We start from the raw sequence: 12,135 nt of genomic DNA on the forward strand, positions 1-12,135 counted from the left end.
AAGATCATGCTCGAACGTATCGTCGCCGCCGCGATCCGGCTGCGCTGGGTCGTGCTGGCGCTCGTCGCCGTCGCGATCGCCGTCGGGGTCTGGAGCTTCCAGCGCCTGCCCATCGACGCCACGCCCGACATCACCAACGTCCAGGTGCAGATCAACACCGAGGCGCCCGGCTTCTCGCCGCTGGAGGCCGAACAGAGGGTCACCTTCCCGGTCGAGACGGCCATCGCCGGCCTGCCGGGCTTGCAATACACCCGCTCGATCTCGCGCTATGGCCTGTCCCAGGTCACGGTCGTCTTCAAGGACGGGACCGACATCTATTTCGCCCGCCAGCTGGTCGGCGAACGGCTGCAAAGCGCGCGCGGCCAGCTGCCGCCGGGGCTGACGCCGGAACTGGGGCCCATCTCCACGGGCCTGGGCGAGATCTTCATGTATACCGTGGAGGCCAGGCCCGGCGCCCGCCGTCCCGAAGGCAAGGCTTGGGGTCCCGAGGACCTGCGCACCTTGCAGGACTGGGTGATCCGGCCCCAGCTGCGCAACACGCTCGGGGTCACCGAGGTCAACACTATCGGCGGCTTCGAGCGGCAATACCACGTCACGCCCCTGCCCGAACGGCTGTCGGCCTACGGCCTGACCATGGGCGACGTCGTGGCGGCGCTGGAGCGCAACAACGCCAATGTCGGGGCCGGCTATCTGGAGCGCTACGGCGAGCAGGTGCTGGTGCGCGTGCCCGGCCAGGCCTCGGGGATCGCCGACCTGTCGGCGGTCATCGTCGCCAGCCGCAACGGCGCGCCGATCCGCGTGGCCGACGTCGCCGACGTGGGGCTGGGCCAGGAACTGCGCACCGGCGCGGCCACCGAGAACGGCCAGGAGGTGGTGCTGGGCACCGTCTTCATGCTGGTCGGCGAGAACAGCCGCACCGTGGCCCGCGCCGCCGCCGCTCGCCTGGAGGAGGCCGCCAAGGCGCTGCCGCCCGGCGTCATGGCCAAGCCGATCTACGACCGCACCGACCTCGTCGACCGCGCCATCGCCACCGTCGAGAAGAACCTTCTCGAAGGCGCGCTGCTGGTCATCGTCGTGCTGTTCCTGCTGCTGGGCAACATCCGCGCGGCCCTGATCACGGCGGCGGTCATCCCGCTGTCGATGCTGCTGACCATCACCGGCATGGTGCAGGCCGGCGTCTCGGGCAACCTGATGAGCCTGGGCGCGCTGGACTTCGGCCTGATCGTCGACGGCGCGGTGATCATCGTCGAGAACTGCCTGCGACGCCTGGGCGAAGCCCAGCATCGCCAGGGACGCCTGCTGACCCGCGACGAGCGTTTCGCGCTCGTGGCCTCGGCCGCCGGTGAGGTGATCCGGCCCTCCCTGTTCGGGATCCTGATCATCACCCTGGTCTATGTGCCGATCTTCGCCCTCACCGGCGTGGAGGGTAAGATGTTCCACCCGATGGCCATCACCGTGGTCATCGCCCTGACGGCGGCCCTGGTGCTGTCTCTGACCTTCGTCCCCGCCGCCGTGGCCATGTTCGTCACCGGCAAGGTCGAGGAGAAGGAAAGCCGCATCATGGCCGGCGCCCGTCGCCTCTACGAGCCGGCGCTCGATGCGGCCCTGCGCCTGCGGGTTCCGTTCGTGGCCGGGGCTGCGGTGCTGGTGGCCGTGGCGGCGCTGGCCGCCTCGCGCATGGGCTCGGAGTTCGCACCCAGCCTCGACGAGGGCGACATCGCCATGCACGCCATGCGCATCCCGGGCACGAGCCTCTCCCAGGCCGTGGCCATGCAGGCGGCGCTGGAGAAGCGGATCGCCCGCTTCCCCGAGGTCGAGCGGGTCGTGGCCAAGATCGGCACCGCCGAGGTCGCCACCGACCCGATGCCGCCGTCGGTCGCCGACACCTTCATCCTGCTGAAGGACCGCAAGGACTGGCCCGATCCACGCAAGCCCAGGGCCAAGCTGGTGGCCGAGCTGGAAGCCGCCGTCGCCGAGGTGCCCGGCAGCAACTACGAGTTCACCCAGCCGATCCAGATGCGGTTCAACGAACTGCTGTCGGGCGTGCGGGCCGACGTGGCCATCAAGGTCCACGGCGACGATCTCGAGCAGCTGCTGGCGGTCGGCGAGAAGATCGGCGCGGTCGTCGAGGGCGTCTCCGGCGCCCAGGACGTCAGCGTCGAGCAGGTCACCGGCCTTCCCGTGCTCCAGATCACCCCCGACCGCGCCGCCCTCGCCCGTCTTGGCCTCAATGTCGACGACGTGCAGTCGGTGGTGGCCACCGCCATCGGCGGCACGGTCACCGGCCAGGTGTTCGAGGGCGACCGGCGGTTCGACGTGGTCGTGCGCCTGCCCGAAAGCGAGCGCGGCAAGGTCGACGACGTCGGCCGGCTGCGCATCCCGCTGCCGGGAAGCCTCGACCAGCCGCGCGGCTTCGTCCCCCTGCAGGACGTCGCGCGGATCGAGACGGTGATCGGTCCCAACCAGATCAGTCGCGAGGACGGCAAGCGCCGCGTCGTGGTCACCGCCAATGTGCGCGGCCGCGACCTGGGCTCATTCGTCGACGAGGTGCGCCAGAAGGTCGGGGCGCAGGTCGAGGTTCCGCCCGGCTACTGGATCACCTATGGCGGCACGTTCGAGCAGCTGATCTCGGCGGCCAGGCGGTTGCAACTGGTGGTTCCGGCCGCCCTGCTGCTGATCTTCGGCCTGCTCTACGCGCTGTTCCGCTCGGCCAAGGACGCCGCCATCGTCTTCTCCGGCGTGCCCTTGGCCCTGACCGGCGGCGTCGCGGCCCTGCTGCTGCGCGGCCTGCCGATGTCGATCTCGGCCGGGGTGGGCTTCATCGCCCTCTCAGGCGTGGCGGTGCTGAACGGCGTGGTGATGCTCAGCTTCATCCGGTCGCTGCGGCAGGACGGGATGGAACTCGACCAGGCCATCCGCGAGGGCGCCCTGGCGCGGCTGCGGCCGGTGCTGATGACGGCCCTGGTGGCCAGTCTCGGCTTCGTGCCCATGGCCTTCAACGTCGGGGCCGGGGCCGAGGTGCAGCGGCCCCTGGCCACGGTGGTGATCGGCGGCATCGTCTCGTCGACCCTGCTGACCCTCCTGGTGCTGCCGGCCCTCTACCGGCTCGCCCACCAGGTCAGACTGCGGCCTTAAGCCGCTGTTCAGGCGCGATTAATCTCGAAAAGCCGATCGTGGGATTCGTACCCGCCCCTGGATCCCGGTTTCGCCTCGAAAGGCGCTAGCCGGGGTCCAGGGCCTCAGCTTTCGGAACCCGCGCCATGCTTCGCCGCAAACCCAAGAAGACGCCCTTTCCGGTGGCGGACGGCGACACCGTCGAGCTCGTCCTCCGCTGCGGCCACCGCGCCCGCGCCTCTGTGCTCGGCTCCAGCGGCGGCCTGGTCGAACTGGCTTACCGCAAGGCCGACGACCGCTGCGGCCACGCCTATGTCGACGCCGCCACCCTGCAACCCGGCGAAAACGTCCGCTGGGCCTTCACCGCCCGGCCGCCGGTCTAGGTCGCCGTGCTACGAACCGCCCTGCGTGGCCTCGCCCTTCGACAAGCTCAGGGTGAGGACCATTCACGGACTTGGTCGCAGGAAAAACCTCATCCTGAGCTTGTCGAAGGACGAGGTTTTCGCGCAAGCGCCAATCACGGGTTATCGTTGCCCAGCCGCCGCCTTCGTCGCCCAGACGATCACCGCCGTCGACAGCAGCACCCCGCTCAGCAGCGCCCCGACCGCCAGTATGCCCGCCGGCGTGACGCGGACCTCCGCGCGATAGCGCAGGGGCCCGGCCTCGAACTCGGCGACGGCCGTCTCCGGGCCGTGATCGGCGGGCAGGTCGTAGGGCATGGAGGTCCGGCGGCTGGAGGCGGCAAGGCCTTGCGACCTTAGCGCGATCGACCGCCGGCGTCGCGCGCTTCCCTTCAGAACCGCCAACTCAGCGCCGCGCCCCAGGTTCGGGGCTTGCCGGGGAAGCGCACCACGGTGTTGGCGTTGCTGCTGACGGCCGTCCAGTAATACTCGTCAGTCAGGTTGCGCCCCCACACCGACAGTTCCCAGCCCTGGTCGGGCGACGAGATCCCGACGCTGGCGTTCAGCAGGCCATAGCTGTCGATGACGAACAGCGGATTGCCCTCCAGGTCGGCGCTGGACTTGTCCTGCCAGCGACCGTTGAGCGCCGCCTGAAGTTTAAGGCCATTGGCCAGGTCGTGGTCGAACAGGGCCGTCAGGCCGCCCTGGAACTTCGGGCTGTATAAAAAGGGCCGTCCGTCGAAGTCCTGGGGCTGACCGGCGCCGTTGATGCCGGTGTAGCCCTGGACCTCGGTGTGCAGCCAGGTCGCCGAGGCGAGGAAGGTGAGAGACTTGGTGGCGCGCCAGGTTATGTCGCCGTCCAGGCCGCGGGCCATGCCTTCGGGCACGTTGGCCAGCCGCGACAGGGCCGTATAGATCGGGTCGGCGAACGACACGCTGAGCTGCTTGTCGGTGTAGTCGTAGTAGAAGACGCCCAGGTTGGCCTGAACGCGTCGCTCGAACAGAGCCGCCTTCACGCCCACCTCATAGGCCGTCAGCAGCTCCTGCCGCGCCGGGGCGTTCTGGGTCGAGATGTTGGCCGCGTTGATCGGCGTCGCCCCGGCCTTGGCCCCGCGCGAGATCGAGCCGTAGACCAGCACGTCGTCGCTCGCCCGCCAGTCCAGCGCCACGCGCCAGGCGAAGTTGTCCTCGTCCAGGGTCGAGCGCACGAAGCCGAAGCTGGCCGTGGCCGGATCGAAGGTGTTGCACGAGCCTTGCGTGATCGGCGCCACCAGGCCGTAGACCCCGAAGAACAGCGCCCGGTTCACGACATTGACGTTGGGCAGCATGTTGCCGTTGAAGTCGCGCGAGCAGCCCACGTAGTCCTGCTTGTCCTGGCTGTAGCGCAGGCCGACGGTCAGCTTCAGAGTTTCCGTCAACTGACTGTCGGCATTGGCGAAAAGGCTCCAGGTGTCGGTCTCGATATTGCCCACGTCCTCGTAGGTGCGGAACGCCTGGCTCATCTGCAGCGCGGTGTATCCGCCGCTGTTGAACGGCGTGGCCAGCAGGGTCGAGCCGTAGAACCGGATCAGGCCGACATTGGCGTTCTGACCCAGGATCGTGCGGTTCATGTCGAGGATCTCGTCGTGGGCGATATAGCCCCCGACCAGCCAAGAGCCCTTTTCGGTGCGCCCCTCGAGCCGCAGTTCCTCGGCCGTGGACTCGATGTCGCCGTGCGCCTTCTGGACCAGAATCTCGTAGGGCGCGCCGCTCCAGTCGAACACCGCATCACGCCGCAGCTTGTTGTAGCTGGTCAGCGAGATCAAGCTGACGTCGTCGGAAAGGCGCCAGGCCAGCCGCAGCTTGGCCGCGTCGAAGCGGTCGTCCTCCTCGGCGGGATCGCTGATCCCCAGGCCCGAGCCGACGTCCGCGCCGCGCACCGACAGCGGCGCCCAGTCGGCCTGCGCAGCCTTGGTCGGCTTGTTGGCGGCGATATAGTTCACGAGGCCCGCCGCGTTGAACGGGCTGGCCGCCGTCGCGGGCGTGAAGCCGATAGCCTGGGCGGCCACGGTGTCGGACCGGTTGCGCCAGCCGGCGTAGGAGAAGTCGATGTCGACCTTCTCGCTAGGCTGGGCGGCCAGCGACAGGCGCCAGCCCTGGCGCTCCACCTCGCCCAGCCGCTCGTCGCGGCTGTTGCTGACCTGCCAGCCCTTGCCGCTGTGCTCGGCGCGGAAGGCGACCCGGGCCTGGACCTTTTCGCCCAGCGGACCGCTGAAATAGCTTTCGAGGTTGCGGGTCTTGTAGTTGCCCAGCTCGGCCGTCAGCCCCGCCTCGAACTCTTCGGTCGGCTTGTTGGTGACGAAATCCACCAGGCCCGCCGTCGTGTTGCGCCCGTAGAGCGTGCCTTGCGGGCCCTTCAGGACCTCGACCCGCTCCAGGTCGAACATCGGGCCGGTGTTCATGAACGGATAGGCGTAGGCGACCTCGTCCACATAGGTCCCGACGGTCGAGGTGGCCGACAGGTTGATGGTGTTGAAGCCGATGCCGCGCAGCGTATAGGTCGGAACGCCCTGGTAGCTCTGGCTGACCGTGAAGCTGGGCGCGACGGTCGACAGGTCCTTGGGATCGGTGACCCTAAGTTGCTGCAAGGCCTGGCCGCTGAAGGCCTGGATCGGCATGCCGATGTCGTTGGCCGCTTCCTCGCGGCGCTGGGCCGTGACGACGACCGTCTCGATGGCCAGGCTGTCCTTCTCGTCCTGGACGGGCTTGGCCGCCGGGGCCTGGGCCCAGACGGGCGCGGCCATCGACAGGGCCATGGCCGACACCCCCAGGGTCAGCGCCAGGCGCAGTGGTCCTTGCATGCGAAACCTCCCTCCGGCCGCGCCTTCATTGGACGTTGGCTCTATCGGAGCGTGCGGGTCGCCCGCTCCTCTAACAAGCTATCGGAACTGATAGGGTGCAGAGGCCGCTCAGAGCCCCAGCACCAGCCTGGCGATGATGTCGCGCTGGATCTCGTTGGAGCCGCCATAGATCGAGGCGGCGCGGTTGTTGAGGTAGCGGGCCACCGTGGTGCGGCCATGCTCAGGGCCGATCAGGGCCTCGTTCGAGCCCGCCTCGCGCGGGGCGGGCTGGTGCACCGCGGCCCACGCGCCCAGATGCGCCACCGCCAGCTCGTCCTGCCTTTGCAAGGCTTCCGAACCCTGCGCTTTCAGGATCGATGAGGCCGGTCCAGGGTTGGCGCCGCCGGCCAAGGCGCTCAACACCCGCCGCTCGGTGACGTCGATGGCCAAGGCCGCGATCTCGGCTTCGGCCAGGCGTCGCCGCTGGTCGGGATCATCGGCGACGCCCGCCTCACGCAGCCTTGAAAGGCCTGCCTCCAACCCCGCCGCATAGCCCCCGCCCCGCTCGAACTCCAGGAGGTGCTTGGCCACCGTCCAGCCCTGGTTCTCCTCGCCCAGCCGGTCGGCCTTGGGCGTGCGGACCTCGTCGAAGAACACCTGGTTGACCTCGTGCTCGCCGGCCAGGGTCAGGATCGGATCGACCCTGATCCCCGGCCGGTCCATCTCGACCAGCAGGAAGGTGATCCCGGCCTGCGGCTTGCCCTCCGTGCTGGTGCGCACCAGGCAGAACATGTGCGTGGCCCAATGGGCGTGGGTGGTCCAGATCTTCGAGCCGGTGAGCACGTAGTCGTCGCCGTCGGGCGACGCCTTCATCCGCAGCGAGGCCAGGTCCGAGCCTGCTCCGGGCTCCGAGTAGCCCTGGCACCAGTAGTCCTCGCCCGACAGGATCCTGGGCAGGTAGCGGGCCTTCTGCTGCGGCGTCCCGAACCGCATGATCGCCGGCGCCACCATCCGCAGGCCCATCGGCGCCAGGCCGGGCGCGCCGGCCCGCGCGCATTCGGCCTGGAAGACGTGGCGCTGGATCTCGCTCCAGCCCGGCCCGCCGTGCTCGACCGGCCAGCTCGGGGCGGCCCAGCCCCTGGCGTGCAGGATCCTCTGCCAGGCCAGGCTGTGGTCCTTGTCGCAGAACACGCTGGTCATTCGCCGCCCGGCCTCGCGCAGTTGCGGCGTCAGTTCGGCGTCCAGGAACGCGCGCACCTCGTCGCGAAAGGCCAGGTCTTGGGGCGACAGTTCCAGGTCCACGCGCACGCTCCATCCAACGTCGGGGAAACTTGCGAAAGCCGGGGCCCGGTGCGCAAGCTATCGGAACCGATAGGGAAAGAGCGCCCGCATGACGGCGACGACGGGGGAGCATCGCGAGCGTCTGGCGCGGGTCATGGACCAGGCGGTGCGCGTCCGCGACCTGGGCGCCGAGATCGGCCTGCCCTACGTCGCCGCCAGCGCCGACATCTCGAGCCCCGAGCCGATGCTGGGCCCCGACGGGCTGCCCCTGGCCGAAACCACCTTCCAGTGGCTGGACGCAGGCCTGCGCTACTGGCGCGACCGGTCCTTCGCGCTGCGGGCCCCGTTCATCCTGGCCGCCCGCTATGCCGCCGAACCCTTCTTCTATCACCAGGGACGCTTTTGCAGCTGGCGGCCCCTGCCCAGGCTCGAGGCCATTCCGGTGGCCGAGGCGGCGCAGGACTTCGGCGTCGCCGCCGCGGTCATCGCGCCCGCTTACCTCACCGGCGGGGTGATCGGCGCGGTGGTCTGGGCCTCGGACGAGCCGCTGGCCGACCTGCCGGCGCTCTATGCCGCCCATGCCGATCGGCTGCACGGCGCGGCCCTGCGCCTGGTGTCGGCCTATCGCGACGGGATGGCCGACGACGGTCCGCTGGCCCGCTTGACCAAGCGCGAGATCCAGTGCCTGAAATGGGCGGCGGCCGGAAAGACCGACGCCGACATCGGCCAGATCATCGGCATCTCGGGCCCCACGGTCCGTTTCCACGTCCAGAACGCCGCCCTGAAGCTGCGGGTGGCCGGACGGGCCCAGGCGATCCATCGGGCCACGGGCCTGGGCTATCTCGGATCCGCCGCATTCTAAGGCGCCGGCGCCCCCGATGATGCGCGGCAATGCTTTGTCACGAACGAGATGCACAGCCGCAAGGCGGCCTCTCCACCTTAAGACCTGTCAGAGGCGCCCGCCGAACGAGGGATCGGCCCGCGCTTCACAGGAGAAGACCATGAGCAAGACCCGCTATCGCCTGCTGGCCCTGACCGCACTGGGCGGCCTGGCCATCGGCGGCGCGGCCGTCGCCGAAACCGTGAAGCTGCCCGCCCGGCAGGTCGCCCTCGGCGTCGATCACTTCCAGGCCAAGACCCAGGTCATCGACGACCAGCTCGACGTCGAGACGGTTGTCAGCACGCAGGCCGGCTTCCAGACCGGCAAGGGCCTGTTCCGCAATCCGTCGAACGACAACTACCTGCGCGCCGTCGTCGACAAGCGCACCGGCGCGACGCGTTACGAAGTCCGCCAGACCCTGATGTACCAGGGCGCGATGCGCGAGTACGACACGGTGGCCTACGAGACCTCGGCCTGGCCGGTCCAGGCCCAGGCGATCAAGATCCGCGACAACGCCGGCCGCTGCTTCCTGTTCGAGGCGCCCGAACTGTGCACGGAAGAAGTCGCCTTCTCGATCAGCGAGAGCGAGCTGCGCAAGGTCGCCGCCAAGCCGCAGGCCTGGGGCTTCAAGTTCAAGTCGCCCAAGGGCTACGAGCACCGCACGGCCATCACCCAGGCCGAGATCACCGGCCTGCTGAACAGCGTCGAGGCCTATCGCGCCACCCTTCCCGCGGTCCAGGCGCAAGCCGACACCGCCACCGGCGGCTGAGCCGTCGCGTCCCCGTATCCGGAGTAGTTTTCCATCATGAAGTTCGCTGCTGTTATCGCCGTGGCCGCCGGCCTCGTCGCTTTCCCCGCCATGGCCGGTCCGGCCGGCCACGGCCTGACCTTCACCGAAGAAGTCGCCAAGAAGAACCTTCAGAAGCGCACCGTGAAGATCGCCGCCGCCGCCTCCTGCGCCGCCCCGGCCGCCGTCGAGCTCGCCAAGCGTGGCGACGTCGCCGCCGCCAAGGCCAAGGAAGGCGTGGTCCGCGTCGTGTTCCACTCGGCCGACGCCGCCGCGGCCCAGGAAGGCGCCGTGCGCGCCGCCGTCACCGACATCTGCCGCGCCGCCTAAGGGGCGTCCGGCATCCAAGACGGCCGTTTCGGCGGCCGGCCCTCGCGCGAGTCCTCTTCCCCCGAAGTGCGCGCGAGGGCATCCCTTTTTCAAGCGAACGATGCAATCTGGCCTGGTATTGGCTTGAAGTCGGTGGAAAACAGCCGCTTTCTACCTTGCTCGCGGCCGCATCGTTCCTAGATAGCCCAGGCATATGGATAGCTCAGGTAACGGACTGAACGCTTTGCAGCGGGAGTTGGCGACGGCCCCCGTGGCCCCGACCGTGCTCATCGTCGAGGACGATCCGGCCCTGCGCACCCTTCTGATGCGCCTGCTGCGCGAAGAAGGCTTCCAGCCGCTCAGCGCCGCCCACGGCGGCGAGATGGCTCGCGTCCTCGAAACCAACACCGTCGACATCATCCTGCTCGACGTGATGATGCCGGGCAGCAACGGCTTCCAGCTGTGCCGCAGCCTGCGCAAGGAAAGCGACGTGCCGATCGTCATGCTCAGCGCGCGCGACGACGAGAGCGACCGCCTGATCGGCCTTGAGCTCGGCGCCGACGACTACATCGGCAAGCCCTTCAGCAAGAAGGAGCTGATCGCCCGCATCCGCGCCATCCTGCGCCGCACCCAAGGCGGGGCCCAGGCCAGCCAGCCCCGCGGCGCCCAGCAGATGGTGTTCGCCGGCTGGCAGCTCGATCCGGGCCGCCGCGAGCTGCTGTCGCCCGACGGCGCCTTCGTCGACCTGTCGGGCGCCGAGTTCGACCTGCTGCTGGCCTTCCTGTCGTCGCCCCAACGAGTGATCGGTCGCGAGCGCCTGCTGGAAATGTCGCGCGCCCGCATTTCCGACGCCTCGGACCGCAGCATCGACGTGCTGGTCAGCCGCCTTCGTCGGAAGCTGGCCGTCAGCGGCCAGGCCGAGTCGCTGCTGCGCACCGTGCGCGGCATCGGCTACATCTTCACCGCGCAGGTGGAGCGGCGATGAAGCCTTTGCGGCTATGGCCGCAGCGTCTGGTCGGCCAGGTCACCCTGGTCCTGATGCTGGCCGTCGCCCTGGAATTCATCGGCAGCTCGATCCTGTTCGAGAACAGCCGCATCTACCCCAACCGCAACAACCAGGTTCAGCGCGCCGCCGAACAACTGGTGACCGCCGAAGCCATCCTTGAGACCCGCCCCGAGCACGAGCGCATCAGCCGCGCGGCGGGTCTTTCCAGCCGCTCCAGCCAGCTGGAATGGACGCCCCTGCCCCACCTGGTCGACCGCGAGCGCTCGGCCGAGCGCAAGCTCAAGGACCAGTTCCGCGCCGCCGAGCCCAGCCTGGCCCGGCGCGAGCTGCGGATGAACGCCGAGATCGACCGCACCCTGCCGCGCGACACCCACCTGAAGGTGGCGCTGAAGATGCGCGACGGCACCTGGCTGACCATGAAGACCAAGATCCGGGCCGCCCCCTGGGCGGTGCTGCTCAGCAGCGTCGGTTCGGCCTTCATCCTGGGCCTCGGGGTCATCACCGCCGCGGCCCTGGTGCTGCGCAACCTCAGCCGTCCGCTGCGGGCGCTGGCCGAGGCGGCCGACAAGGTCGGCCAGGGGGCCAGGGTGCGGGTAGCCGAGACCGGGGCCGGCGACCTCAAGATGGTGGCCCAGGCCTTCAACGCGATGCAGGACCGCATCGCCGGCCTGCTTCAGGCCCGCACCGAGGCGCTGGCGGCCGTCGGCCACGACCTGCGCACGCCCCTGGCCCGCCTGCGCCTGCGCGCCGGCTTCGTCTCCGAGACCTCGGCCCGCGAGGCGCTTGAGGCAGATGTCGACGAAATGACCGGCATGCTCGACTCGCTGCTGGCCTATCTGGGCGGCCAGGAAGATCCCGAGCCCCCCCGCCGCACCGACATCGCCGCCATCGCCATGACCCTGGTGGACGACGCCACCGACTCCGAGCGCATCGCCACCTATGACGGGCCCGAGCACCTGCCGGTGCGCGCCCGCCCGCTGTCGCTCAAGCGGGCCATCAGCAACATCGTCCAGAACGCCCTGCACTACGGCGGCGAGGCCGCCCTGACCCTGACCCGCGAAGGCCGGATGGTCGTGCTGGCGGTCGAGGACAAGGGCCCCGGCATCCCCGAGGCCGAGCTCGCCCACGTCCTCGAACCCTTCCACCGCCTCGACAGCGCCCGCGCCCGCAACACCGGCGGCCTGGGCCTTGGCCTGACCATCGTCCAGCAGATCCTCAAGCGCGAGGACGGCGAACTGATCCTGCGCAACCTCCCGCAAGGCGGCCTGCGCGCCGAGATCCGGCTTCCGGCGCTGTAACAAAGGTCCTCCCCCTCTGGGGGAGGTGTCGCCAAAGGCGACGGAGGGGGGCGTTTTCGGCTTCCGGGCCGTTGGTCGGTTTCCCACCAATTCCCCCACCGATCGCTACGTGATCGCCTCCCCCACAGGGGGAGGTTCCTTGCATCCAAAGGTCACCACGAGAAAGCCCCGTCTCGGAAACCCTTTGTCACAAAACCCGCTGCGTCGCAGCAAAGACGCCACCCCACCTTCCATGTTGCG

The 12,135-nt window shown here is 69.3% G+C and carries 10 protein-coding genes and 1 pseudogene; 8 read left to right on the plus strand and 3 right to left on the minus strand.

What is annotated here, in order from left to right; all coding sequences use genetic code 11:
* Window positions 1-6 precede the first annotated feature (6 nt).
* The 3 genes and pseudogenes from SGCZBJ_RS06935 to SGCZBJ_RS26045 all read left to right on the plus strand — a co-directional run.
* Window positions 7-3,135, plus strand: coding sequence for an efflux RND transporter permease subunit (locus SGCZBJ_RS06935; protein WP_133149207.1), 3,129 nt, complete (start codon window positions 7-9; stop codon window positions 3,133-3,135).
* A gap of 125 nt (window positions 3,136-3,260) precedes the next feature.
* Entirely contained in the window at window positions 3,261-3,497 is a 237-nt protein-coding gene (locus SGCZBJ_RS06940) for a hypothetical protein (RefSeq protein WP_101717298.1), read from the plus strand.
* Window positions 3,498-3,528: 31 nt separating this feature from the next.
* Window positions 3,529-3,627: pseudogene (locus SGCZBJ_RS26045) on the plus strand (hypothetical protein); the annotation flags it as partial.
* Window positions 3,628-3,638: 11 nt separating this feature from the next.
* Here the strand turns inward: SGCZBJ_RS26045 and SGCZBJ_RS25600 are convergent.
* The 3 genes from SGCZBJ_RS25600 to SGCZBJ_RS06955 all read right to left on the minus strand — a co-directional run bounded on the left by SGCZBJ_RS25600 (window position 3,639) and on the right by SGCZBJ_RS06955 (window position 7,636).
* Window positions 3,639-3,833 carry a hypothetical protein gene (locus SGCZBJ_RS25600; RefSeq protein ID WP_165799266.1) on the minus strand — a complete coding sequence of 65 codons (195 nt, stop codon included), beginning with the start codon at window positions 3,831-3,833 and terminating at the stop codon, window positions 3,639-3,641.
* 74 nt (window positions 3,834-3,907) lie between these two features.
* Window positions 3,908-6,355 carry a TonB-dependent receptor gene (locus SGCZBJ_RS06950; protein ID WP_101717300.1) on the minus strand — a complete coding sequence of 816 codons (2,448 nt, stop codon included), beginning with the start codon at window positions 6,353-6,355 and terminating at the stop codon, window positions 3,908-3,910.
* A 108-nt stretch (window positions 6,356-6,463) separates the two neighbouring features.
* Window positions 6,464-7,636 (minus strand): acyl-CoA dehydrogenase family protein, encoded by a 1,173-nt coding sequence (locus SGCZBJ_RS06955; protein WP_101717301.1) that lies wholly within the window; start codon window positions 7,634-7,636, stop codon window positions 6,464-6,466.
* Window positions 7,637-7,724: 88 nt separating this feature from the next.
* Between SGCZBJ_RS06955 and SGCZBJ_RS06960 the strand changes: the two genes are divergently transcribed.
* From SGCZBJ_RS06960 to SGCZBJ_RS06980, 5 genes are all read left to right on the plus strand, one after another.
* Entirely contained in the window at window positions 7,725-8,477 is a 753-nt protein-coding gene (locus SGCZBJ_RS06960; protein ID WP_101717302.1) for a helix-turn-helix transcriptional regulator, read from the plus strand.
* Between the two features lie 139 nt (window positions 8,478-8,616).
* A complete protein-coding gene (locus SGCZBJ_RS06965; protein ID WP_101717303.1) occupies window positions 8,617-9,264 on the plus strand; it encodes a hypothetical protein in 648 nt (215 codons plus the stop codon).
* A gap of 36 nt (window positions 9,265-9,300) precedes the next feature.
* Window positions 9,301-9,612 carry a hypothetical protein gene (locus SGCZBJ_RS06970; RefSeq protein ID WP_101717304.1) on the plus strand — a complete coding sequence of 104 codons (312 nt, stop codon included), beginning with the start codon at window positions 9,301-9,303 and terminating at the stop codon, window positions 9,610-9,612.
* A 235-nt stretch (window positions 9,613-9,847) separates the two neighbouring features.
* Window positions 9,848-10,576 (plus strand): response regulator transcription factor, encoded by a 729-nt coding sequence (locus SGCZBJ_RS06975; protein WP_240621440.1) that lies wholly within the window; start codon window positions 9,848-9,850, stop codon window positions 10,574-10,576.
* On the plus strand, window positions 10,573-11,895 hold the full coding sequence (locus SGCZBJ_RS06980; RefSeq protein WP_101717306.1) for an ATP-binding protein: 1,323 nt from the start codon (window positions 10,573-10,575) through the stop codon (window positions 11,893-11,895). The genes SGCZBJ_RS06975 and SGCZBJ_RS06980 overlap by 4 nt, the downstream gene beginning before the upstream one ends.
* Window positions 11,896-12,135 lie beyond the last annotated feature (240 nt).

Origin of the sequence: Caulobacter zeae (genome assembly GCF_002858925.1) — a bacterium.
Classification (GTDB): Bacteria; Pseudomonadota; Alphaproteobacteria; order Caulobacterales; family Caulobacteraceae; genus Caulobacter; species Caulobacter zeae.

Excerpts from the sequence above, each read along its gene's own strand:
- SGCZBJ_RS06935 (WP_133149207.1), top strand. The coding sequence starts at position 7 with ATGCTCGAACGTATCGTCGCCGCCGCGATCCGGCTGCGCTGGGTCGTG.
- SGCZBJ_RS06940 (WP_101717298.1), top strand. The coding sequence starts at position 3,261 with ATGCTTCGCCGCAAACCCAAGAAGACGCCCTTTCCGGTGGCGGACGGC.
- SGCZBJ_RS25600 (WP_165799266.1), bottom strand. The coding sequence starts at position 3,833 with ATGCCCTACGACCTGCCCGCCGATCACGGCCCGGAGACGGCCGTCGCC.
- SGCZBJ_RS06950 (WP_101717300.1), bottom strand. The coding sequence starts at position 6,355 with ATGCAAGGACCACTGCGCCTGGCGCTGACCCTGGGGGTGTCGGCCATG.
- SGCZBJ_RS06960 (WP_101717302.1), top strand. The coding sequence starts at position 7,725 with ATGACGGCGACGACGGGGGAGCATCGCGAGCGTCTGGCGCGGGTCATG.
- SGCZBJ_RS06965 (WP_101717303.1), top strand. The coding sequence starts at position 8,617 with ATGAGCAAGACCCGCTATCGCCTGCTGGCCCTGACCGCACTGGGCGGC.
- SGCZBJ_RS06970 (WP_101717304.1), top strand. The coding sequence starts at position 9,301 with ATGAAGTTCGCTGCTGTTATCGCCGTGGCCGCCGGCCTCGTCGCTTTC.
- SGCZBJ_RS06980 (WP_101717306.1), top strand. The coding sequence starts at position 10,573 with ATGAAGCCTTTGCGGCTATGGCCGCAGCGTCTGGTCGGCCAGGTCACC.